This window comes from Mesorhizobium sp. M1406, assembly GCF_040317555.1.
Taxonomy (GTDB): domain Bacteria; phylum Pseudomonadota; class Alphaproteobacteria; order Rhizobiales; family Rhizobiaceae; genus Mesorhizobium.
Window position 1 is genome coordinate 214860 of record NZ_JAMYKW010000004.1, and the last position, 21655, is coordinate 236514.

21 protein-coding genes and 1 riboswitch are annotated in these 21655 nt (G+C 63.0%); of the genes, 14 read left to right on the forward strand and 7 right to left on the reverse strand.

The genetic code is table 11. The features are described 5' to 3' along the window. Window positions 1-7: 7 nt before the first annotated feature. Entirely contained in the window at window positions 8-859 is an 852-nt protein-coding gene (locus tag NKH03_RS06245; protein WP_352967641.1) for a thermonuclease family protein, read from the forward strand. Here NKH03_RS06245 and NKH03_RS06250 read toward each other — a convergent pair. Then, window positions 825-2471, reverse strand: a complete 1647-nt coding sequence (locus tag NKH03_RS06250) for a lysine--tRNA ligase (protein WP_352967642.1) — start codon at window positions 2469-2471, stop codon at window positions 825-827. The genes NKH03_RS06245 and NKH03_RS06250 overlap by 35 nt on opposite strands. 175 nt (window positions 2472-2646) lie before the next feature. On the opposite strand from NKH03_RS06250, the gene NKH03_RS06255 reads away from it, so the two are divergent. Continuing rightward, window positions 2647-3054: a tellurite resistance TerB family protein gene (locus tag NKH03_RS06255; RefSeq protein WP_352967643.1), complete on the forward strand. Its 408-nt coding sequence runs from the start codon at window positions 2647-2649 to the stop codon at window positions 3052-3054. A 39-nt stretch (window positions 3055-3093) separates the two neighbouring features. Here NKH03_RS06255 and NKH03_RS06260 read toward each other — a convergent pair whose 3' ends face one another. Then, window positions 3094-3942, reverse strand: coding sequence for an ABC transporter substrate-binding protein (locus NKH03_RS06260; protein ID WP_352967644.1), 849 nt, complete (start codon window positions 3940-3942; stop codon window positions 3094-3096). A 259-nt stretch (window positions 3943-4201) separates the two neighbouring features. Between NKH03_RS06260 and NKH03_RS06265 the strand changes: the two genes are divergently transcribed. The 3 genes from NKH03_RS06265 to NKH03_RS06275 all read left to right on the forward strand — a co-directional run bounded on the left by NKH03_RS06265 (window position 4202) and on the right by NKH03_RS06275 (window position 6433). Beyond that, window positions 4202-4933, forward strand: coding sequence for a helix-turn-helix transcriptional regulator (locus NKH03_RS06265; RefSeq protein ID WP_352870194.1), 732 nt, complete (start codon window positions 4202-4204; stop codon window positions 4931-4933). Between the two features lie 97 nt (window positions 4934-5030). Further along, the gene (locus NKH03_RS06270; protein ID WP_352870195.1) at window positions 5031-5669 is read left to right on the forward strand and encodes an acyl-homoserine-lactone synthase; all 639 of its coding nucleotides are present in this window, start codon (window positions 5031-5033) and stop codon (window positions 5667-5669) included. Between the two features lie 14 nt (window positions 5670-5683). After that, window positions 5684-6433 carry an enoyl-CoA hydratase-related protein gene (locus tag NKH03_RS06275; RefSeq protein WP_352967645.1) on the forward strand — a complete coding sequence of 250 codons (750 nt, stop codon included), beginning with the start codon at window positions 5684-5686 and terminating at the stop codon, window positions 6431-6433. Window positions 6434-6614: 181 nt separating this feature from the next. On the opposite strand, the gene ppk2 is transcribed toward NKH03_RS06275, so the two are convergent. Next, window positions 6615-7517: a polyphosphate kinase 2 gene (gene ppk2, locus NKH03_RS06280; RefSeq protein ID WP_352967647.1), complete on the reverse strand. Its 903-nt coding sequence runs from the start codon at window positions 7515-7517 to the stop codon at window positions 6615-6617. A gap of 117 nt (window positions 7518-7634) precedes the next feature. Between ppk2 and NKH03_RS06285 the strand changes: the two genes are divergently transcribed. The 3 genes from NKH03_RS06285 (at window position 7635) to NKH03_RS06295 (ending at window position 10834) form a co-directional block, all read left to right on the forward strand. After that, complete coding sequence (locus NKH03_RS06285) at window positions 7635-8894, forward strand: ATP-binding protein (protein ID WP_352967648.1); 1260 nt, start codon at window positions 7635-7637, stop codon at window positions 8892-8894. A gap of 113 nt (window positions 8895-9007) precedes the next feature. Continuing rightward, the gene (phoU, locus tag NKH03_RS06290) at window positions 9008-9733 is read left to right on the forward strand and encodes a phosphate signaling complex protein PhoU (protein ID WP_352870199.1); all 726 of its coding nucleotides are present in this window, start codon (window positions 9008-9010) and stop codon (window positions 9731-9733) included. A gap of 90 nt (window positions 9734-9823) precedes the next feature. After that, window positions 9824-10834: a magnesium and cobalt transport protein CorA gene (locus tag NKH03_RS06295; RefSeq protein WP_352967649.1), complete on the forward strand. Its 1011-nt coding sequence runs from the start codon at window positions 9824-9826 to the stop codon at window positions 10832-10834. Between the two features lie 157 nt (window positions 10835-10991). Here the strand turns inward: NKH03_RS06295 and NKH03_RS06300 are convergent, their stop codons facing one another. Continuing rightward, the gene (locus NKH03_RS06300; protein WP_056588322.1) at window positions 10992-11510 is read right to left on the reverse strand and encodes a GcrA family cell cycle regulator; all 519 of its coding nucleotides are present in this window, start codon (window positions 11508-11510) and stop codon (window positions 10992-10994) included. Between the two features lie 358 nt (window positions 11511-11868). Here NKH03_RS06300 and NKH03_RS06305 point away from each other — a divergent pair, with 358 nt between their 5' ends. The 3 genes from NKH03_RS06305 to NKH03_RS06315 all read left to right on the forward strand — a co-directional run bounded on the left by NKH03_RS06305 (window position 11869) and on the right by NKH03_RS06315 (window position 15122). Further along, window positions 11869-13068, forward strand: coding sequence for an aspartate aminotransferase family protein (locus NKH03_RS06305; protein WP_352967651.1), 1200 nt, complete (start codon window positions 11869-11871; stop codon window positions 13066-13068). Between the two features lie 17 nt (window positions 13069-13085). Next, window positions 13086-13997 carry an ornithine carbamoyltransferase gene (argF, locus tag NKH03_RS06310; RefSeq protein WP_352967652.1) on the forward strand — a complete coding sequence of 304 codons (912 nt, stop codon included), beginning with the start codon at window positions 13086-13088 and terminating at the stop codon, window positions 13995-13997. Between the two features lie 93 nt (window positions 13998-14090). Then, a complete protein-coding gene (locus NKH03_RS06315) occupies window positions 14091-15122 on the forward strand; it encodes an Hsp33 family molecular chaperone (RefSeq protein ID WP_352967654.1) in 1032 nt (343 codons plus the stop codon). A 185-nt stretch (window positions 15123-15307) separates the two neighbouring features. On the opposite strand, the gene apaG is transcribed toward NKH03_RS06315, so the two are convergent. After that, the gene (apaG, locus tag NKH03_RS06320) at window positions 15308-15700 is read right to left on the reverse strand and encodes a Co2+/Mg2+ efflux facilitator ApaG/CorD (protein ID WP_352875804.1); all 393 of its coding nucleotides are present in this window, start codon (window positions 15698-15700) and stop codon (window positions 15308-15310) included. A gap of 244 nt (window positions 15701-15944) precedes the next feature. On the opposite strand from apaG, the gene NKH03_RS06325 reads away from it, so the two are divergent. Continuing rightward, window positions 15945-17093 (forward strand): ceramide glucosyltransferase, encoded by a 1149-nt coding sequence (locus NKH03_RS06325; protein WP_352967655.1) that lies wholly within the window; start codon window positions 15945-15947, stop codon window positions 17091-17093. A gap of 14 nt (window positions 17094-17107) precedes the next feature. Here NKH03_RS06325 and NKH03_RS06330 read toward each other — a convergent pair whose 3' ends face one another. Next, entirely contained in the window at window positions 17108-18295 is a 1188-nt protein-coding gene (locus tag NKH03_RS06330) for an O-succinylhomoserine sulfhydrylase (protein WP_352967656.1), read from the reverse strand. A 57-nt stretch (window positions 18296-18352) separates the two neighbouring features. Next, window positions 18353-18430, reverse strand: a riboswitch (SAM riboswitch). A gap of 82 nt (window positions 18431-18512) precedes the next feature. On the opposite strand from NKH03_RS06330, the gene NKH03_RS06335 reads away from it, so the two are divergent. Together NKH03_RS06335 and NKH03_RS06340 are read left to right on the forward strand one after the other, a co-directional pair. Then, window positions 18513-19607 carry a 2'-deoxycytidine 5'-triphosphate deaminase gene (locus NKH03_RS06335; protein WP_352967657.1) on the forward strand — a complete coding sequence of 365 codons (1095 nt, stop codon included), beginning with the start codon at window positions 18513-18515 and terminating at the stop codon, window positions 19605-19607. Window positions 19608-19708: 101 nt separating this feature from the next. Continuing rightward, window positions 19709-20482, forward strand: a complete 774-nt coding sequence (locus tag NKH03_RS06340) for an ABC transporter substrate-binding protein (RefSeq protein WP_352967659.1) — start codon at window positions 19709-19711, stop codon at window positions 20480-20482. Between the two features lie 44 nt (window positions 20483-20526). Here the strand turns inward: NKH03_RS06340 and araD1 are convergent, their stop codons facing one another. Then, window positions 20527-21519, reverse strand: a complete 993-nt coding sequence (gene araD1 / locus NKH03_RS06345) for an AraD1 family protein (RefSeq protein WP_352870209.1) — start codon at window positions 21517-21519, stop codon at window positions 20527-20529. Window positions 21520-21655 lie beyond the last annotated feature (136 nt).

The following is a 21655-nucleotide window of genomic DNA, read 5'->3' on the forward strand; positions in this document are numbered from 1 at the left end:
TCGGCTGGTGCGTCTCCTTCATATCGCCCTTTCGATTCTGATGGTCCCGGTGATGGCGGCCATGGTCGTCACGGGCGGCCGCACGCTGAATGGAAGCGACAGTGTGGTCACGGTGGACCAGCTCGATCCGGGCGCCGATACGATTTCGCAGCAAGGCGCCGAGACAGTGCCCGACGAGCCGGCCACATCGGCCATTTCAAATCCACAGCCGCCGAAGCCGGCGCCGCATTCGAGGGCGATTGATCCCGACCTCGTTGCGCCGCCTGAGCTTCCGGCCGAGGAACTGGAACGGGTCGAGCCGCGCGAGCCGCTGAGCAAGCTGGCGCTGGCCGTGCCGCCCAAGCCGAAAATGCCCGACGACTGGAACGGCACAAAGCTGTTCCAGCCGGTCGCGCCGGCCGCCGGCCTGATCGAAGCGAAGGGTTACTCGGTCGCGGTTTCCGGCATCGACATCGTCAGTCAGGACGAGATTTGCAGCGATGACGGCAAATCCTGGCCGTGCGGCGTCCGTGCGCGGACGGCGTTCCGCGCCTTCCTGCGCGGCCGCGCGGTGGCCTGCATCGTACCGCCCGAGGGCGGCCGCGACCTGATCGCCGCCGAATGCCGGATCGGCAAGCAGGATGTCGGCCAATGGCTGGTCGAAAACGGCTGGGCGCGCGCCGCCAAGGGTGGCCCTTATGTCGAGGCCGGCGACAAGGCACGCATGGCGAAGAAGGGCATTTTCGGATCGGCGCCCGATCTGTCCGGCATGCCGGCAATGCCGGCCGCGCCAAGCCCGGCGCCTCAGGCGCCGAGTTCGATCCTGGAAGGGGTGGACGGCGTTCTCAAGCCAGCTGACCAGCCAGCGCCCGCTCAATAAGCGCCCGCGTTTCGGCAATGCCATAGAGCGCGACGAACGATCCGAAGCGCGGGCCGCGCTGCTGGCCGATCAGCACCTGGTAGATCATCTGGAAGAAGGCGCCCGATACGCCGGGGCCGCCTTCCGGGCTCTGCTTGGAATGGTCCTGATAACGTTCGATCCTGCGCGCGACGTTGAGCGAAGCGTTCTGGATCGCTTCGCCATTGGCGTCCGCCGGCAGCGCGCCAAGCGCCTCGTCGAGAGCTTGCAGTGCCTCGCGCTCGACCTCGTCGGCCGGGCGGAAGGTTTTCGTCGGCTTCACGAAATCGTCGAAATAGCGGATCGCGTGGCCCACCAGCCGGTCGAGCTCGGGATGCGTCTTTGGCGTCACCCCCACCGTATGGCGCGAGATGAAGCCCCACAGCACATCCTTGTTCTGCGCGTTGGAGGCGCTGACTAGGTTGAGCAGCAGCGAGAACGGCACCGGCATGTCGATGGCGGGCGGGTTGCCGTCATGCATATGCCAGACCGGATTGCCCAGCCGTTCCTTCCAGTCCTGCCGGGGATACGCGGTAAGGAAGGTGTAGTACTCGTCCACGGCCCGCGGGATGACGTCGAAATACAGCTTCTTGGCCTGCCGTGGCCGCTGGTACATGTAGAGCCCGAGGCTTTCGGTCGGCGCATAGGTCAGCCAATCGTCGATGGTCAGCCCGTTACCCTTCGACTTCGAGATCTTCTGGCCGTTCTCGTCGAGGAACAGTTCGTAGACGAAATGCTCCGGCGCCCGTCCACCCAGAATGTTGCAGATGCGGTCGTAGACCACAGCATTCGTCTGGTGATCCTTGCCGAACATCTCGAAGTCGACGCCAAGCGCTGCCCAGCGCATGCCGAAATCCGGCTTCCACTGCAGCTTGACGCGGCCGCCGGTGATCGAAAGCGTGGTCTCCGTGCCTTCGTCGTCGAAGGTGATGGTGCCGGCCTTGGCGTCGACATGCTTCATCGGCACGTAAAGCACGCGGCCGCTCTTCGGCGAAATCGGCAGGAACGGGCTGTAGGTCGCCTGGCGCTCGGGGCCGAGCGTCGGCAGCATCACCGCCATGATCTGGTCATAGCGTTCGGCGGCGCGCAGCAGCATCGCGTCGAAACGGCCGGACTTGTAATATTGCGTCGCGCTGGCGAACTCGTAGTCGAAGCCGAACGTGTCGAGGAAGCGGCAAAGCATCGCGTTGTTGTGGTCGGCGAAGCTCGCATAGTCGCCGCCGAACGGATTGGGAACCGACGATAGCGGCTTGTGCAGATGCTGCTCGAGTGCGACGCGGTCCGGCACGCTGTCGGGTATCTTACGCATGCCGTCCATGTCGTCGGAAAAGCACAGCAGCTTGGTCGCAACCTTATCCTGCGTCAGGACGCGGAACGCATGGCGCACCATAGACGTGCGCGCCACCTCGCCGAATGTGCCGATATGCGGCAGGCCGGATGGTCCGTAGCCGGTCTCGAACAGGATCGTTTGGGGAAAGTCGGCGCCTTTGTAGCGTTCGATTATCTTTTTGGCTTCCTCGAACGGCCACGCCTTGCTCTCGGCCGCGGCCGCCAGCACCTCGGGATTGAGATCGACGATGTTTGATCTCGCCATGTCACTGTTTTCCAAATCATTCGCCGGCCCAAATCATTCGAAGGCGGGGCCGGAGCAGGGTTTTTTCAACCGGTCTCTAGGCGTGCAGCGCCGGAGCGTCAACGCGTGCGGCGCTTTTTCCTTGCGGTGCGGAGAGTGCGTTCCTACCTTCGAAGCCCGGTTCAAGGAGAAAAAATTGCCGACGCCGCATGAAGCCCTGATCTACCTGATGGTCATCACCTCGGCCTCCGATCGCGACATGACCGATGTCGAACTGGCCAGGATCGGCGACGTTGTCCGCTCGTGGCCGGTGTTCGAGGATTTCAACCACGACCGGCTGGTCGGTGTCGCCCAGGCCTGCCAGAGGCGACTGCACGAAAAGGATGGGCTGAAAGGCGTTCTGGCTGAAGTCGCCGAGGCCCTGCCCGAGCGCTTGCGCGACACCGCCTACGCCGCGGCCTTCGAGGTGGCCGCCGTCGATCTCGAAATGCGCATGGAAGAAGTGCGGGTGCTGCAGCTGATCCGGCGTCAGCTCGATCTCGACACACTGACCGTCGCCGCCATCGGCCGTGCCGCCAAGGCGCGGCTGCGCACGCTCACCTGAATATCCGCAGCTCCCTAGCAAAACCTGACGGAGACCGGATCAAAAAAAATTGACCGGGAAATAGCGCAAATAAAATTCGGCGAACGTGCCTTTCATCGAAATCTCCTGCAGCGCGTAGTCGAACGCGGCGGCCAGTGCCGGATTGTCCGCCCGGGTTGCGATGGCCATGCCCGAGCCCAGATATTCAGGCGCTAGGTAAGGGCCGCCGGTAAAGCGGCAGCAGCCCGCTGAATCCGAGCCGCCCAGCCAGAAAGCCAGGCGCATGCCGTCGCCGAAGGCGGCGTCGAGCTTGCCGCCCTTGAGATCGGCATAGAGGTTTTCCGGCCTGTCGAAGGGGACGATCTGAACGGTGTTGAAATAGTCGCGCAGCATGCTCTCATGCGCCGAGCCGGCGATCACGCCGACACGCTTGCCGCGCAATTTGGCAAAGATCGGTTCGGCCAGCGCCTTGCTCTTCGGCATGATGAAGCGCGCCGGAAACTGTAGATAGGAGCGCGAGAAGGCATAGGTCGCGCGCGATTCCGGCGTTGCGGCGATGCCGGCGATGATCGCCTCGCCTTCACCTTTCCGTAGCGCGCCTTCCAGCTCGGCCCAGGGCAAGGCCTGGATCTGGCATTTCTCGACAATGCCAAGCTCGGCGCAGATGGCACGTGCCAGATCGATGTGGAACCCGGACAGCTTTCCGGAGCCGTCGAGGAAATTGAAGGGCGGGAAATCGGTGGTCGTCAGGAATCTCAGCCGGGGCAGCGCCGAAAGGTCCGGCTTGGGCAGCCGCTCCTTGGCATCCCACAGAACCGGAACCTGAGGCGCCGCGGCGCGCGCGCCGTCGGCGAACGACAGCAATTCGATCAGCATCGCAAGGGCGAAGGATCTCCATTGGAACGCCAAGATAAAACTCCGCCGCGGTCGTGCTCGCACCGGTTTTCGTACGAAAATGGGACAGGCACAATGGTTTTTGATTTCAACACGCCGATTTCAGGATATGATTTAGCCGGTTTGCAAATCAGCTTTGGCCGCCTTGGTGAGAGGATCGAGGTCGGAGCCACAGAATAAGCATGCGGTTTGCAATCCGTGGTCGGTGGCGAAGTGTAACTCAGGCACGCATCATAGGCCGCAATGCATGAGGCAACATGGGGTTGATGTTGCGATGGGTCAGTTCGATCGCACGCTGGAATTCATAGACCAACTGCAGCACGCCGCGACGGCGGCGGCGGTCTGCGAAACGCTGCTGGGCATAACGTCGGATTTCGGTCTCACCGCACTGATGGCGGGAACCGTACCGCAGCCGGGCACGCCGGCCGGCCAGCAAAAGCAGCATGTGCTTCTCTGCGATTGGCCTGGCGAGTGGCTCGAGCGCTACGTCGCGCGCAACTATGTCGATCATGACCCGGTCGTCAGCCACATGAAACAGCTGCAGGCGCCCTTCCAGTGGCGCGAGGCCTCGCAGAGCATCCGCATAGACAAGAGCAGCGGCGAAGTCATGGGCGATGCCGGTGCTTTCAAACTGCGTGACGGACTGGCCTTCCCGCTGATCACGCTCGACGGCCAGATCGTCATGGTGTCGCTGGGCGGGGAGGCCGTGGAATTGTCCGCCGCCGAGTTCGGCCAGGTGTCGCTGGTGTCGACCTACGCGGTTGGCCGCGCCATGCAACTCCACACGATGGCGAGCAAGGCCATCGATCATATCGTGCTGACGCCGCGCGAGCGGGAATGCCTGCAATGGGCCGCCGTCGGCAAGTCCGAATGGGAGATTTCTCAAATCCTCGGCATCTCCGAACACACCTCGGAGAAACATCTTCTTAACGCCAAAAGCAAACTCGGTGCCGTCAACCGGGTGCAGGCCGTCGCGGAAGCGATACGGCGCGGCTACATTAGCTAGGTCGGCCGTGCCGACTTAGAAGTTCTTGCATACGCGATCACGCAATTTTCTCATCGAAGCACGGCCGTATCTTCCTCTGAACACAGGAGACGGCGGAATGCTATTTTCCCTTACAACCCAGGAATTGATGGAACGTCCCGACCTTTGGGAGGCCGTCCACCGGCTGCGCTACAAGATATTCGTCGAGGAGATGGGGTGGGACGATCTCCGGCGCCCCGACGGGCTCGAACTCGACCAGTTCGATCATGACGAGGCGGTGCATCAGATTGTCATCAGAGGTGACGAAGTCGCAGGCTATCAAAGGATGTTGCCGACCACGCGGCCACATCTGCTGACCGAGGTTTTGACCGACCTTTCCGAAGGAACGCCGCCATCGGGCCCAAACATCTGGGAATTGACCCGCTATGCGGTGGCTCCCGGTTTTCGCGATGGCCGCCGCGGCGTTTCAACCGTCGGCACCGAATTGATCGCCGGCTTCGTCGAGTGGGGGCTGAAGCGCGGCGTCGACAAGGTGATCATCGAATTCGAGCCGATGTGGGTGCTGCGCGCCTTGCAGCTGCATTTCCTGGCGACCCCGCTGGGTTATCAGCGCACCTATGGCAACCAGCAGGTCGTGGCCACCCTGCTGACCTTCAACGAACACACCCTCGACGTGGTGCGCTCGCGCCGCAATCATTTTGCGCCCGTGCTGACCAGGGGGTACCCCGACATGCTCGGGCAAAGGCGTGCGTCATGAGATCGGAGACAGTCATGGGCACACACCCACAACCTGAGCTTCGCAACCACACGCTGGTGGTCACCGTGTCGTCGAATGACGGCCGGCCGGTGCTGGACAGGAGAGCCTATGAAAGCCTGGCAAAGACCTTCCATGAAGCCGCCGACGATGAGGAGGTGCGCGTCGTCGTTTTGCGCGGCCTGGCAGGCTGTTTCTGTCTCGGCGGCGACTTCTCCGAATTCCTCGACGCCACCAAGCACCAGAAACTGATCGCCGCCGTCACCGACCTGTTCCGCACGCTGGCGACATTTCCAAAGCCCATCCTTGCCTGCGTCGACGGCGATGCCGTCGGGGTCGGCTGCACCATCCTGTTCCATTGCGACATGGTGATCGCGTCCGATGAAAGCACCTTCCGGGTGCCGTTCGTCGATTTCGGCCTGGTGCCGGACGCGGCGACCAGCATCCTGGCGCCGCAGAAGCTTGGCTACGCCGGTGCTTTTCGCTTCTTCTGCCTCGGCGACACGCTTCGCGCCGAAGATGCCAGGGCGCTCGGCCTCGTCGCGGAGATCGTGCCGGGCGGCAGCGTCGAGGAAGCGGCGCTCGGCCGGGCAAGGCAGCTTGTCAAGAAGCCGGTCGCCGCCCTGCTGCAGACGCGCGGCCTGCTGAAGGGGAACACGCAGGCGCTATGCGACCGCATCGACCAGGAGATTTCGCTTTTCCAGCAGGCGCTGCAGGACGACACCACCCTGCGGCGATTGCAGCGCATCGCCCGGCTGGCGGCTTGATGCATGTCGCTCAAAAGTGGCCCGGTTTTGAGACAGCGGCATGCATGGAAACAAAGACCTAAAGCGCGGCGCATGAATCCGTTTCGACGCGACGCGCTTTAGGACAGACGAGGAAAAAAGCATCGCCGCGCGGCCTTGGCTGCGCGGCGCAAAATGCGTCAGTCCTGGTTCCCAGGCCAGCCTATTCTTTCAAAAACGACGGCCCTTCGCCGATGATCTTCTTGTCCTCCTTGCCGATCACGTCGAGGTCGCGCCCGTCATAGGGCAGCGACAACAGGATGCGCCGCATGACCGCCAGCCGCGCGCGCCGCTTGTCATTGGCCCGCACGATGATCCACGGTGCGAACTCCTTGTGAGTGTGCTCGAACATGGTATCGCGCACCTCTGTGTAATCATCCCACTTGGTGATGCCGGCAACGTCGATCGGCGAAAACTTCCAGCTCTTCAGCGGGCTGTAGCGACGATCGTGGAAGCGCTCGAGTTGGGTTTCCCGGCCGATGTTCAGCCAGAACTTGAAGAAGTGGATGCCCTCGTTGGAGATCATTCGTTCGAAATGCGGCGTCTCGTCGAGAAACTGCTCGTGCTGCCGCGGCGTGCAGAAACCCATCACCGGCTCGACGCCGGCGCGGTTGTACCAGGATCGGTCGAAGGTGACGAATTCGCCAGATGTCGGGAAATGATCGACATAGCGCTGGAAATACCATTGCCCCATCTCGGTCGCGGTCGGCTTGGTCAGCGCCACGTTGCGTGCCGTGCGCGGGTTGAGGTACTGGCGCACCACGAAGATCGTGCCGCCCTTGCCGGCGGCGTCGCGGCCCTCGAACAGCGCCATCACCCGCTTGCCGGTCGACTGCAGCCAGGCCTGCGCCTTGACCAGCTCGATCTGCAATTTCTCGAGCGTCTCGTCATACTCGTCGCTTTTCATCTTCTTGTCGTAGGGATAGCCGCCGGCGGTCAGCTTGTTGTCCTCGACCCAGCCGGGAAGCACGGGATTTTCGATGTCGAACTCCCGCTCCTTGCCGTCGATCCTGATCTTCAGCGGACCCGAAGTCGGCGCGGCGGGACTTTCCTTGGCATTTTTCATCGAGACGAACCCTTTTCAGCTTCCGGACTCATGCTATTGGGAGCCTCCGGAGCGGTCCAGCGGAAGTTTCCGCCGCCGCGCGACCGGCGAATGCATGTGGTGCGGGCGCGCGAGCGAATGGCTGACCTGGAACAGAAAGGGATGGCGCAAACGCTGGCCATCCGGCTGTGGAACAGCCGCTGGCTGCTTGCGGCCGGCGTCGTCGCTGTTCTGATCGCCTTTGCCTTTGCGGGTATTTCTGCCTACGCACTGTTGCCGGCGCTGCTCCTGCTGCTTGCGGCGGCAATGCTGCCGGCCGCCGGCGCGGGCCAATCCACCGATAGCGGCGCGGCCATCGAGGCGATCGGCTTGCAGCGGCTCTCCGGTGAATATCTTGCGGCCGCCGTTGCCGATCCGCTGATCATCTTCGACCGGACCGCCACCATCGTGCATGCCAATGCCGCCGCCTATGCCGCCTTCGGCGGGATCGCGCCCGGCATGTCGCTGTCATTGAAGTTCCGGGCGCCGGAAATGCAAGCTCTGCTGGACGGCGTGCTGTCGGGCGATGTCGCCTCCGATGTCGTCGACTACACGGAGAAGCTGCCGGTCGAACGGTCTTACCGGGTGAGCGCGTCCTCGGTCGGTCATGCCACCGATCTCTACGTGCTGGTGTTCAAGGACCAGAGCGAAACGCGCAGGATCGACCGCATGCGCGCCGACTTCATCGCCAATGCCAGCCACGAGCTGCGTACGCCGCTCGCCTCCATCGCCGGCTTCATCGAAACGCTGCGCGGGCCGGCCCGCAACGATCCGGCGGCGCGCGATCGGTTCCTGCAGATCATGGAGAGCCAGACCAGTCGCATGGCGCGTCTGATCGACGATTTGTTGTCGCTGTCGCGGCTCGAGATGAAGCCTTATCTGAAGCCGGGAACCGAGGTCGATCTGCGCGAGACACTCGACAGCGTCATTGATTCACTCGGACCGCTGGCCAGGGAAAACAGCGTTGCCATCGAGCGGGATTATGCCGATGGGCCGCTCGATGTGCCCGGCGATCGCGACGAGCTTTTCCAGGTTTTCGAGAACCTCCTGGAGAACGCCTGCAAATACGGGCAGTCGGGCGGGCGCGTGGTGGTGTCGATCGCGCACGGCGATGCCGGCTCGGAGCCCGGCATCGACGTGACCATCACGGATTTTGGCCCCGGCATTCCCGAGGAGCACATTCCGCGCATCACCGAGCGCTTCTATCGCGTCGATGTCGAGACCAGCCGGACCCAGAAGGGCACAGGCCTTGGCCTGTCTATCGTCAAGCATATCCTGACGCGCCACAATGCCAGGCTTTCGATCAAGTCCGAGGTTGGCAAGGGCGCCGCCTTCTCGGTTCATTTGCCGACGCACTGATATCGCCCTAGTTTAGAGGCGACTGTTTCTTTTTTCTGTCATCCGGCTAGCGTATCAGCGGGGATTCGAGGAACGACTCAAAATCAAAACACTCCATGGGAAGGCGTATTGCCATGCAGTCCGTGCACATCGTCAGCGCCTATGACGACGAGCTGAAATATCTGTCGAAGCGCATCGCCGCGATGGGCGGCCATGCCGAGCGCATGGTCGAGCAGGCAATCGCCGCTTTGGTCAATGCCGATCCTAGCCTCGCCGAGAAGGTCATCCGCGACGATGCCGTGCTGGATGAAGGGCAACGCGAAATCGACGATAAGGCGATCATCATCATTGCCAGGCGTCAGCCGATGGCGACGGATTTGCGCGAGATCGTCGGGACCATTCGCATCTCCGCCGACCTCGAACGGGTTGGCGACCTCGCCAAGAACGTTGCCAAGCGGGTGGTCGCCGTCACCGACGGACGCCAGCCGACCAGCCTGTTCCGCGGCCTCGAGGCCCTGGCCAACCTGGCGCTGACCCAGCTCAAGGAAGTGCTCGACGTCTACGCATCCCGCTCGGTGGAGAAAATCGGCTTCGTGCGCGACCGCGACGACCAGATCGATGCCATGTACACATCGCTGTTTCGCGAATTGCTGACCTACATGATGGAAGATCCGCGCAACATCACGCCCTGCACGCACCTGCTGTTCTGCGCCAAGAACATCGAGCGTATCGGTGACCACGCCACCAACATCGCCGAGACCATCTACTATATCGTCACCGGCGAGCAGTTGCCGGCTGAGCGGCCCAAGGGCGACAAGACCGACAAGATAGGTCTTTCCGAGACGCTGCCGGTGAAGTGAACGGCCGCCTCTCGAACCGTCATCCGAATTAAGCTAAGCTTTCCGGGCTTGCCTCTATCCTCGTCCGTGGATTTGCTTCGGGAGGTCGTGATGGAAAATGTTCGGAACCTGACCCCGGCGTCTGCGCCGACATCCGGCATTATCGCTTGCGGCGTCTACACGGCCGGGCGTCGCATCGCCGACATTCCCATCGAGGAAGCCGGCGAATGGGCGAAAAAATCCGGTCATGTCGTCTGGATTGGCCTGCTCGAGCCCGACCGCAACCTGCTGCTGCGCGTCCAGGCGCAGTTTCACCTGCATGAGCTGGCGATCGAGGATGCCGAGCACCCGCACCAGCGGCCGAAGATCGAGCAATATGGCGATGCACTGTTCATTGTCGCCCGCACCGCGCAGCTGATCGACGGCCGGGTCACCTTCGGCGAGACCCATTTGTTCGTCGGCAGCGGCTACATTGTCAGCGTCAGGCACGGCCCTTCGACCTCCTATGCCGCCGTTCGTCAGCATTGGGAAAGCTGCCCGCATTCGCTGGCCAAGGGCGAGGATTTCGTCCTCTACGCCATTCTCGATTTCATCGTCGACAATTACATGCCGGTGCTCGAGCAGATCGAGGACGAGGTCGAGGCGATCGAGGACAAGGTCCTGATGAAGCCGATGACCGGCCCGGACATCGAGCGCCTCTATATGCTGCGCCGCGATCTTTTGCGCCTGCGCAATGCGGCGCTGCCGCTGGTCGAGGTCTGCCGCCGGCTGACCAGCGCCGAGCTGCCGCAGATCCATACGGCCATGCATCCGCTGTTCCGCGATGTGACCGATCACATCCGCACCGTCCAGGAAAAGATCGACAGCCTGCGCGAGGTGCTGGCGTTCGCCTTCGAAGCCAGCCTGCTGGTCGGCCAGAGCCAGGAGACGGCCAACACCAAGAAGCTCGCCTCCTGGGCCGCCATCCTGGCGGTGCCGACGGCACTCGCCGGCATCTACGGCATGAATTTCAGCGATATGCCGGAACTGAAGATGGAATACGGCTACCCGATGGTGCTGGCTACGATCGCGCTGATCTGCGCGTTTCTCTACTGGCGGTTTCGCAAGAATGGGTGGCTGTGAAAGAGAGCGAATAGCAAATAGGGAATAGCGAATAGCAACGGCTTGCTTCCTGTCACAGAAGCCAAGCCGTTGCTATTCGCTATTCGCTATTCGCTATTCGCTATTCGCTATTCGCTATTCGCTATTCGCTATTCGCTATTCGCTATTCGCTATTCGCTCAGCGACTCCGCCGCCGCTCCGATGCCGGCTGGAACGCCACGCGGGCGTGGTACTTGCAGTAGGGGCCGGTTTCGGCGGCGTCGTTGCCGCAGAAATGGAAGTCCTCCGAAAGCGGATCGCCGTTCGGCCATTTGCAGGTACGCTCGGTCAGCTCGACGAGTTGCAGATGCCGCGAGATCGGCAGCACGACATTCTCGACCGGGCGGATGTAGTGGCGTGCCACCGGTTCGGCGTCGAACTGCGTCTGCAAGGCAGTCGCGCCGATCGATGTCGTGACATGGCGTGTGGCGGTAGCGGCGCGCGATACCGATTTCTGAACGGTCGATCCTTGCGCCGCCTTCTTCTGGCGTGCCGGCGTGGCGGTCGAGCGCCCGCGGCCCGACAGTTTCAGCCGGTGCACCTTGCCGATGACCGCATTGCGGCTGACCCCCCCAAGCTGCGCAGCAATCTGGCTTGCGCTCAGACCCTCCGACCACAGTTTCCTGAGAAGTTCTACCCGCTCGTCAGTCCAGTTCATGAGACCGCGCTCCTGCTAAGCGTGCGGCAATCGGAATCCATTCCCAACCCGGCAATATTTGCCGGGGCAGACACCACATATATCTGGTGATTAGGTCCGCCGCACGAAATCTAGTTATTTCTCGTCTACAACTACTCTATGCGCTGACTCGGTGACAAGAGTCCCAAGTGCAACACGAATCGGTTTTTTCGGTTTTCCCCAACTTGCCCGGTCGCTTATGAGCCGGCGTCTCGTCAGAGGGCTTGCCGCGCGGCACTACGCGACGTTTTCGTTGACTTCATGGCCGAAAAACACGATAAGCCGCAAAGGCCGCCGCTTTGGCGGCTTTTTTGATTTTCCGGTACCGGAGACGCATATAATGAGCGGTTCGGCGCTTTACGAGACCTTTGCTCGCGCACCCCTGGCCTTCGACCACGGGGAAGGCACCTGGCTGGTTACCGACAAAGGCGAGCGATATCTCGATTTCGCCGGCGGCATCGCCGTCAATTCGCTGGGCCACAGCCATCCGCATCTGGTGGCCGCACTCACCGAGCAGGCCGCCAAGCTCTGGCATGTCTCCAATCTCTATGAGATTCCGGGGCAGAGCCGGCTCGGCGAGCGGCTGGTGGACGCCACTTTCGCCGACAAGGTGTTCTTCACCAATTCCGGCGCCGAGGCGCTGGAATGCGCGATCAAGACGGCGCGGCGCTACCAGTTCGTCAACGGACATCCCGAGCGCTTCCGCGTCATCACCTTCGAAGGCGCCTTCCATGGCCGCACGCTGGCGACCATCGCGGCTGGCGGCCAGCACAAATATCTCGAAGGCTTCGGCCCCAAGGTCGAAGGTTTCGATCAGGTCGGTTTCGACGACATCGACGCCGCCGAAAAGGCGACCACGCCGGAGACGGCCGCCATCCTGATCGAGCCGGTGCAGGGCGAGGGCGGTATCCGTCCGGTGCCGACGCAATCGCTGAAGCGGCTCAGGCAATTGTGCGAACAGCACGGCCTGCTGTTGATCTTCGACGAGGTCCAGTGCGGCATCGGCCGCACCGGCAAGCTGTTCGCGCATGAATGGTCAGGGGTTACGCCAGACATCATGGCGATCGCCAAGGGCATTGGCGGCGGCTTCCCGATGGGCGCCTGCCTTGCCACGGACGAAGCGGCCGTCGGCATGACCGCGGGCGTGCATGGCACCACGTTCGGCGGTAACCCGCTGGCCATGGCTGTCGGCAACGCCGTGCTAGATGTCGTGCTGGAAGACGGCTTCCTCGAAGACGTCCAGCGCAAGGCGCTGCTGATGAAGCAGGGTCTCGCGTCGGTCGCCGACGAGTTTCCCGAGGTCATCGAGGACATCAGGGGCACCGGGCTGATGCTGGGCCTCAAATGCGCCATGCCCAACACCAAGGTGAACATGGCATTGCGCGACCAGCACCTGCTGGCGGTTCCGGCCGGCGACAATGTCATTCGCCTGTTGCCGCCGCTCACCGTCACCGACGCCGAGATCCACGACGCGCTCAACCGCATCCGCGCCGGCGCCAAGGGCCTGGCGGAGGCGATCGCCTCCGCCGCCGCGAAGTAATCCCGGAACCATTGCTGATGTCAGTTCGCCATTTCACCGATCTTTCCGCCGTTTCCGAAGGCGATCTGCGTCTTATGCTGGACGATGCGGTGGTGCGAAAGGCCCGCCTCAAGGCTGGCGAGCGCAGCAAGCCGCTCGAAGGCAAGGTGCTGGCGATGATCTTCGACAAGCCGTCGACCCGCACGCGTGTGTCCTTCGACGTCGGTATGCGCCAGCTTGGCGGCGAGACCATCATGCTGACCGGCACCGAGATGCAGCTCGGCCGTTCCGAGACCATCGCCGACACCGCCAAGGTGTTGTCGCGTTATGTCGACGCGATCATGATCCGCACCACCTCGCATGAGCGGCTGCTGGAGCTGACCGAGAATGCCACCGTGCCGGTGATCAACGGACTGACCGACGACACCCATCCCTGCCAGCTTATGGCCGATATCATGACCTTCGAGGAGCATCGCGGTCCGGTCGCCGGCAAGACCATCGCCTGGACCGGCGACGGCAACAACGTGCTGCATTCGCTGCTTGAGGCCTCTGCGCGCTTCCGCTTCAACCTCAACATCGCCGTCCCCGAGGGCAGTGAGCCGGCGCAGAAGCATATCGACTGGTCGCAGTCGCATGGCGGCAAGCTGCATTTCACCCGCTCGCCCGAGGAAGCCGTCGATCAGGCCGACTGCATCGTCACCGATTGCTGGGTGTCGATGGGCCAGGAGCATCGTGCCCGCGGCCACAACGTGTTCTCGCCCTACCAGGTCAATGCCAAGCTGATGGCGAAGGCCAAGCCGGACGCGCTGTTCATGCACTGCCTGCCGGCGCATCGCGGCGAGGAAGTGACCGACGAGGTCATCGACGGGCCGCATTCGGTGGTCTTCGACGAGGCAGAGAACCGGCTTCATGCGCAGAAGGCCGTGCTCGCCTGGTGCCTCGGCGCTTGATCTCTGTGAGCTTGATCTCCGGGGGTGTGATGCCTATTTGCGCCACATCACGCAAATCAAGCGCGTTTCGACGCATGCTCCCGAGAGGGCGGCATGGCCGCGCCCCGGAGCTTTGTTATGTTGGAAACCTATCGAGTGACTGAACATCACCCCAAACTCGGCGAATTCGGCTACGCCGGCGACGATCACGTCGTGCCCTTCGAGGTAGGCCCGCTCGACGTGCGCGGCCGCACCGTCCAGCTCGGGCCGATGCTCGATGCCATCCTTGGCCGCCACGATTATCCCGAGCCGGTCGCCCGGCTGCTGGCGGAGGCCTGTGTGCTGACGGTGCTGCTCGGCACCTCGCTCAAGTTCGAGGGCAAGTTCATCCTTCAGACCCGCACCGACGGGCCTGTCGACATGCTGGTCGCGGATTTTTCCACGCCCTCGGCGCTGCGCGCCTATGCGCGTTTCGATGCCGACCGACTGGAAGCGCTGGTCGCGGCGGGCGAAACGTCCCAGCAGACCCTGCTCGGCACCGGCGTGCTGGCGCTGACCATCGACCAGGGCGCTCACACGCAGCGCTATCAGGGTATCGTCCAGCTCGATGGCGAGACGCTGGAAGATGCGGCACGCACCTATTTCCGTCAGTCGGAGCAGATTCCGACCGATCTCAGGCTGTCGGTGGCCAAGCTCTTGACGCCCGGCCCGGGCGGCGCCCGCGAGCAGTGGCGCGCCGGTGGCATCCTGGCGCAGTTCCTGCCGCAGTCGCCCGAGCGCATGCGCGTGCCGGACCTGCCGGGCGGCGATGGCGATCCGCGCGAGGAGATCCACGATCCCGACGACAATTCCTGGCTGGAGTTGCTGGCGCTGCTCGGCACCATCGAGCCGACCGAACTGATCGACCCGACGATCGGCGCCGAGCGGCTGCTCTACAGGCTGTTCCACGAGCATGGCGTGCGCGTCTTCGGCGGCGTTCCGGTCGCCGACCAGTGCTCGTGCTCCCGGGACAAGATCCGCGGCATCCTCGAGGGCTTTTCCGCCCAGGAGATCAAGGACAGCACCGAGGACGGCGGCATTCACGTCGCCTGCGAATTCTGCTCGAAGCAATATGACTTCGACCCGGCGGAGTTTGCGGCGCAGTAGAGTGTCCCTTCCTTCTCCCTGTTTACGGGGAGAAGGTGCCCGAAGGGCGGATGAGGGGCAGCGCGAACTTCGGCGAATGGCCGCGCCGTCCACTCGGATGCCTTGTGCGTGGAAGACAATCTCATCAGCCCGGCGGCGCCCCTCTGCCGGGCATTTCTCCCCGTACAGAGACGGGGAGAAAGACGCTAATTCACCGTCCGCCGCTTCCCCGGCAGGTCGAGTGAAAATGCGGGGATGGCGATGTCGAACGTCTCGCCCCGCTGGTTGCGCATCGTGTAGTGCCCGACCATGATGCCGGAGGGTGTCGAGAGCGGGCAACCGGACGTGTACTGGTAGCTGTCGCCGGGATTGAGTTCGGGTTGGTCGCCGACGACGCCAGGGCCGCGTACCTCTTCGACCCTGCCGGTGCCATCGGTGATGTGCCAATAGCGCGACAACAGCTGGACGGAATCGTCCGACTGATTGTCGATCGTTATCTGATAGCCCCAGACATAGCGGTTCTCGGACGGATCCGAGCGGTCCTCCAGATAGAACGGCCTGACCTGCACTTCGATGTTGCGCGTGACGGCGCTGTACATAAGCAGCTCCAAAACAATCCAGTATCTTTCGGCGCTCCTTGCAGGCTGGTCAACGGTGCGCGTCCTTTCATTGCCTACCGAACGGCAGGTGCCGGCAAAGAATGTCATTTAAGTGACACACGACAATGATGGTGTGCGCCGACCAGTGCCGCGCGACTCGGGCGCTCTGTCGAACTGTTGAAATCGGTCGTCATGCCAGCCAGATTGTTCTGGCGGACCGGTTTTCTGGAGTGACCGGATCTCGATGGAACTCACTCTCATAGCCGCAACGCTTTCAATTGCTCTTATCCTCTCAAATCTCGCCAGCATCGTGCTTGCCGCTTCGCGTCTGAAACGGCGCCGCATTATCGCGCCGCCGACCGGCAAGCCGCGGCCGGTGTCGATCATCGTGCCGTCGCGTGGCATTGAACCGTTCACGCACGAGACGCTGGAGCGCGCCTTCTCGCTTGATTGGCCGCGCTACGAGCTGATCTTCTGCGTCGCCCACGCCGACGATCCGGTAGTCAAACCGATAAACAGGGCGATTGCCCGGTTTCCCAAGGTGCCGGCCCGGCTGATGATCGGCGACGACCGCTTCAGCGCCAATCCGAAACTCAACAATTGCGTCAAGGGTTGGGAAGCGGCGCGGCACGACTGGGTCGTCCTGGCCGATTCCAACGTGTTGATGCCGAGAGACTACATCCAGCACCTGATGGCTGCATGGCGGCCCGACACCGGCCTTGTCTGCTCGACGCCGATCGGCTCGCGGCCGGCCGGCTTCTGGGCTGAAGTCGAATGCGCTTTCCTCAACACGCTCCAGGCGCGCTGGCAATATGCCGGCGAGGCGCTTGGCCTTGGCTTTGCCCAGGGCAAGAGCATGCTCTGGAACAAGCCGATGCTCGACGCCAATGGCGGCATCCGCGCGTTGGCCGCCGAGATCGCCGAGGACGCCGCCGCGACCAAGCTGGTCAACGGCCTCGGCCTGCGCGTCAATCTCGTCGCCGCGCCCTTCGAACAGCCGCTTGGCCGGCGCACGTTCGACGAGATCTGGTCACGTCAGGCCCGTTGGGCGCGCCTGCGCCGCGTCACCTTCCCGCTGTTCTTCGCACCCGAAATCCTGACTGGCGCGGCGGTGCCGCTGGTGCTGGCGCTGATTGCGGCGGCAAGCGCCGGCTTCAGCCTCTGGGCAACCGCCATTGCCGTGGCGGCCTTCTACCTTCCCGAGTGCGCCCTGGCCTGGTCCAAGGGCTGGTACCTGTCGCCACGCATGGTTGCCGCGATCATGGCGCGCGACCTGATCCTGCCGGCGATGTGGGCACGCGGCTGGCTCGGCGGTGCCGTCGACTGGCGCGGCAACGCGATGACCATCGGGACCAAGGCGGCCGAGCTGGAAGAGACGCCGTCCGGCGCCTGAAAGCCAAAGCCCTCTTACGAGGCCTTCAGCGCCTGTTCGATATCCTCAAGCAGATCGTCGGTGTCTTCCAGGCCGACGGACAGTCTGAGCGTGCCCGGCCCGATGCCGAGCTCGGCACGCGCTTCGTCGCTCAGGTTCTTGTGCGTCGTCGTCGCCGGATGGGTGATCAGGCTCTTGGCGTCGCCGAGATTGTTGGAGATCAGCACGATGTCGAGCGCGTTCTGCAAGGCGAAGGCCGCCTGCTTGCCGCCCTTGACGTCGAGGCAGATCAGCGTCGAGCCGCCCGACATCTGCTTCTTGACGATATCGGCCTGCGGGTGGTCGGCGCGGCCGGGATAGATGACGCGGGCAATTTCCGGCCGCTCGGCGAGGAAATCCGCGATCTTGCCGGCGCTTTCCGTCTGCTGGCGCACGCGCAGCGGCAGCGTTTCCAGCCCCTTCAGCAGCGTCCAGGCGTTGAAGGGCGACAGGCTGGGCCCGGTGTGGCGGAAATAATCGTGAAGGTTCTCGTCGATCCACTTCTTGTCCGACAGGATGACGCCGCCGAGACAGCGCCCCTGGCCGTCGATGTGCTTGGTCGCCGAATAGACGACGATGTGGGCGCCGAGTTGCAGCGGCTTCTGCTGCAAGGGCGTGGCGAAGACATTGTCGACGATCAGCCTGGCGCCGATCGAATTGGCGAGCGAGGCAACCGCGGCGATGTCGACCACTTCCAGCGTCGGGTTGGTCGGGCTTTCCAGGAAGAACAGCTTGGTGTTCGGCTTGACCGCCTTTTCCCAATTGGCGATGTCGGTGCCGTCGACCAGCGTCGCCTCGATGCCATATCTTGGCGCCAGCGTCTCGACCACCCAGCGGCAGGAGCCGAACAGCGCGCGCGCCGCCACGATATGGTCGCCGGCCTTGGCGCTGCACAGCAGCGCTGCCGTCACCGCGGCCATGCCGGAGGCGGTGGCGCGGGCGTCCTCGGCACCTTCGAGCGCGCACATGCGCTTTTCGAACATGTCGACGGTCGGATTGGCGTAGCGCGAATAGATGAAGCCCGGCTCCTCGCCCTTGAAACGGGCTTCGGCGGCCTCCGCCGTTTCATAGACGTAGCCCTGGGTGAGGTAAATCGCTTCCGACGTTTCGCCGAAACCGGAACGCAGCGTTCCGCTGTGCACGAGTGCCGTTTGAGGCTTCCAGTTGCGCTTGTTGGTGCTCATCGCTCTTCTTCCAGACACAAAAAAACCGGCCGCGAAAGTCGCAACCGGTCCATACGGCCTTGCGGCCCGACGGTCCTTTAGCGACTTGTTTAACGTGGCTGCAAGCCGACCGGCCAAATCACCACGGGATAACGACCCTTTAGACCCGCGCCACGCTTGCGTCAATTGCCGGCTTGATTAAGAGGTTTGTACCAGCGGCGTTGCAGCGGAGCCGGCTTTGCGGCAAACAGGCATTCTTCCCGATCAGGACATTTCGGCGCTCTTCCAGTCCGGCGCGCTGAAGTCGGCACGTGCGCTCGATGCCGACCAGATTCAGCCGGCCAGCCTCGATCTCCGGCTCGGCGACAAGGCCTGGCGGGTGCGTGCGTCCTTCCTGCCGGGCCCCAACCACAAGGTCTCGGAAAAGCTCGACCGGCTGAAGCTGCACGAGATCGATCTGGCCGAGGGCGCGGTGCTGGAGACCGGCTGCGTCTATATCGTGCCCTTGCTCGAAAGCCTGGCATTGCCGGCGGACATTTCTGCCTCGGCCAATCCCAAGAGCTCGACCGGGCGGCTCGACATCTTCACCCGCGTCATGACCGATCGCGGCCACGAGTTCGACAAGATCGCCGCCGGCTATCATGGTCCGCTCTATCTGGAGGTCAGCCCGCGCACCTTCCCGATCGTCGCGCGCACCGGTTCGCGACTGTCGCAGATCCGTTTCCGCACCGGCAATGCGCTGCTGTCGGAAGCCGAACTTCACCAGTTGCATCGCGCGCAGATACTGGTTGCCACCGAGCCGCCCAACATTTCCGGCGGCGGCATCGCGCTGTCGATCGACCTCAACGGCGATCGAAACGGCCTTGTCGGCTACCGCGGCAAGCATCACACCGGTCTCATCGACGTCGACCAGCGCGCCGCGCAGGAGGTCGTCGACTTCTGGGAGCCGATCCACAAGAGAGGCGCTGGCGAACTGGTGCTCGACCCCGATGAATTCTATATTCTTGTGAGCCAGGAAGCGGTGCATGTGCCGCCGCTCTACGCCGCCGAGATGACGCCCTTCGATCCGCTGGTCGGTGAATTCCGCGTCCACTATGCCGGCTTCTTCGATCCGGGCTTCGGCCACTCGGCGTCCGGCGGCACCGGCAGCCGGGCGGTGCTGGAAGTGCGCAGCCACGAAGTGCCGTTCATCCTCGACCATGGCCAGATCGTCGGCCGGCTGGTCTACGAGCACATGCTGAAGCGGCCACGGGCACTCTATGGCACCGATCTCGGGTCCAACTACCAGGCGCAGGGTTTGAAGCTGTCCAAGCATTTCCGCCCCGCGCGCTGAACCCCCTTTGCCCGCTGGCAAAATACTTGCCTGCGCCGGCTCGCCATGCTTGGCTGCCTTTCTGGTCGTCAAGCTGGCGGCGTTCAAGGGGAACCAAGAAAATGCAGATTTCGAAATGGATCATATCGGCGGCGGGCGCTGCCATGCTGGTGATGGCGGCCGGCTCTCTGTCGGTGCGGGCAGCTGAGAAAATCAAGATAGGCACCGAGGGCGCCTATCCGCCATTCAATACCATTACAGCGGACGGCAAGGTCGAAGGCTTCGACATCGACATCGCCAATGCGCTGTGCGCGCAGATGAAGGTCGAGTGCGAAATCGTCACCCAGGACTGGGACGGCATCATTCCCGCCCTGCAGGCCAAGAAGTTCGACGCCATCATCGCTTCGATGAGCATCACCGAGGAGCGCAAGAAGCAGGTCGCTTTCACCAACAAATATTATACGACACCGCTCGCTCTGGTGGCGCCGAAGGACAGCGATCTCACCTCGACGGAACCGGCGGCCCTTGCAGGCAAGACGGTCGGCGCCCAGGCCTCGACCACGCAGGCCGACTATGCCCAGAATACCTATGGCAAGGCGGGCGCCGAGGCAAAACTCTACCCGACCCAGGAAGAAGCGATCACCGACCTGACCAACGGCCGGCTAGACGCCGTGATCTCGGACAAGTTCGTGCTGATGGATTGGTTGAAGAAGGCAAGCGACGGCTGCTGCAAACTGGTCGGTGACGTCAAGGGCACGGAGACACAAGCCGGCATTGCCGTCCGCCTGGAAGACACGGCATTGCGCGACAAGCTCAATGCGGCCATCGACGCGATCGTCGCCGACGGCACCTACAAGAAGATCCAGGCCAAATACTTCGACTTCGATATTTATTGACGTCGGAGCTGCCAATCTCCTCCCCTTGGGGGGAGATCACCCTTTCAAAGCGCCTTCACCGCCACCTTCACCGGCTGCTCGATCTCGAGCGGATTGCGCAGCGGCAGGCCGAAATCCTTGGCCTCGATCTCGAACACGTCGCCGGCTTCAGTACTGATGCCGTCGGCGAAGGACAGCGTCGCCGTGCCGAACATGTGCACATGCACGTCGCCCGGCTGGCGGAAAGCCGCATATTTGAAGTGGTGATGTTCGAGATTGGCGATGGTGTGCGACATGTTCGCTTCGCCGGACAGGAAGGGCTTTTCCCACAGCACGTCGTTGTCGCGCAAGATGCGCGAGGTGCCTCTGATATCGGACGGCAGGTCGCCGATCAGGATCTCCGGCCCGAACGAAGCGTTGCGCAGCTTGGAATGGGCGAGGAACAGATAATTCACGCGTTCGGTGACGTGGTCGGAAAACTCGTTCGACAGGGTGAAGCCGACGCGGAACGGTGCCCCGTCATCGCCGATGACGTAGATGCCGGCCACCTCGGGCTCTTCGCCGGCGTCCTTGGCGAAAGCCGGTGACAAGAGCGCCGCACCTGGCGCCACCGCCATCGTGCCGTTGCCCTTGTAGAACCATTCCGGCTGCACGCCGATCTGGCCTTTCGCGGGCTTGCCGCCCTCCAGCCCCATGCGGAACATCTTCATGGAATCGGTCAGCTGCTCCTCGCCGTCGGCGCTGAGCTTCTTGTGCATGGAATCGCGTGTCGCGGCTGAGCCGAGATGCGTCAGTCCGGTGCCGGTCAGGTGCAGATGCGCCGGGTCGGGATGGTTGATCGGCGACAGCAGCCGTCCTTTCTTGTAGGCCGCCTCGAGATCGACCGTTTCGCCAAGCCCCTTGCGTTCGATCAGCGCGACGAGACCGACGCCGGTACGCGCGGCCTCCATCGCCAGCGAGTAGACGCTGCGGGCGCCGTTGATGATCCGGGTCTTGCCGCCGTTGCGGGCAACGACACGGATGGTCTCGGCGTCATCGAGAATCTGGGAGATCAGCATGATGAATCCTCTCTCATTTGTCTTGGCCCGGTGCCGTTTGGCAAACCCTAACCCGCGCGGCTCGGACCTCGCCGCGCCACGGGTTGAACTCGTCGTCCGGATTGCGCCCGCGAGCTTGGTCCCCGAGGGACTTCTT

Excerpts from the sequence above, each read along its gene's own strand:
- NKH03_RS06285 (WP_352967648.1), top strand. The coding sequence starts at position 7,635 with ATGGCTGACCTGGAACAGAAAGGGATGGCGCAAACGCTGGCCATCCGG.
- NKH03_RS06270 (WP_352870195.1), top strand. The coding sequence starts at position 5,031 with ATGCTATTTTCCCTTACAACCCAGGAATTGATGGAACGTCCCGACCTT.
- araD1 (WP_352870209.1), bottom strand. The coding sequence starts at position 21,519 with ATGCTGATCTCCCAGATTCTCGATGACGCCGAGACCATCCGTGTCGTT.
- NKH03_RS06325 (WP_352967655.1), top strand. The coding sequence starts at position 15,945 with ATGGAACTCACTCTCATAGCCGCAACGCTTTCAATTGCTCTTATCCTC.
- phoU (WP_352870199.1), top strand. The coding sequence starts at position 9,008 with ATGCAGTCCGTGCACATCGTCAGCGCCTATGACGACGAGCTGAAATAT.
- NKH03_RS06305 (WP_352967651.1), top strand. The coding sequence starts at position 11,869 with ATGAGCGGTTCGGCGCTTTACGAGACCTTTGCTCGCGCACCCCTGGCC.
- NKH03_RS06250 (WP_352967642.1), bottom strand. The coding sequence starts at position 2,471 with ATGGCGAGATCAAACATCGTCGATCTCAATCCCGAGGTGCTGGCGGCC.
- NKH03_RS06275 (WP_352967645.1), top strand. The coding sequence starts at position 5,684 with ATGGGCACACACCCACAACCTGAGCTTCGCAACCACACGCTGGTGGTC.
- NKH03_RS06300 (WP_056588322.1), bottom strand. The coding sequence starts at position 11,510 with ATGAACTGGACTGACGAGCGGGTAGAACTTCTCAGGAAACTGTGGTCG.
- NKH03_RS06315 (WP_352967654.1), top strand. The coding sequence starts at position 14,091 with ATGGCCGCGCCCCGGAGCTTTGTTATGTTGGAAACCTATCGAGTGACT.
- argF (WP_352967652.1), top strand. The coding sequence starts at position 13,086 with ATGTCAGTTCGCCATTTCACCGATCTTTCCGCCGTTTCCGAAGGCGAT.
- NKH03_RS06295 (WP_352967649.1), top strand. The coding sequence starts at position 9,824 with ATGGAAAATGTTCGGAACCTGACCCCGGCGTCTGCGCCGACATCCGGC.
- ppk2 (WP_352967647.1), bottom strand. The coding sequence starts at position 7,517 with ATGAAAAATGCCAAGGAAAGTCCCGCCGCGCCGACTTCGGGTCCGCTG.
- NKH03_RS06330 (WP_352967656.1), bottom strand. The coding sequence starts at position 18,295 with ATGAGCACCAACAAGCGCAACTGGAAGCCTCAAACGGCACTCGTGCAC.
- NKH03_RS06265 (WP_352870194.1), top strand. The coding sequence starts at position 4,202 with ATGGGTCAGTTCGATCGCACGCTGGAATTCATAGACCAACTGCAGCAC.
- apaG (WP_352875804.1), bottom strand. The coding sequence starts at position 15,700 with ATGTACAGCGCCGTCACGCGCAACATCGAAGTGCAGGTCAGGCCGTTC.
- NKH03_RS06340 (WP_352967659.1), top strand. The coding sequence starts at position 19,709 with ATGCAGATTTCGAAATGGATCATATCGGCGGCGGGCGCTGCCATGCTG.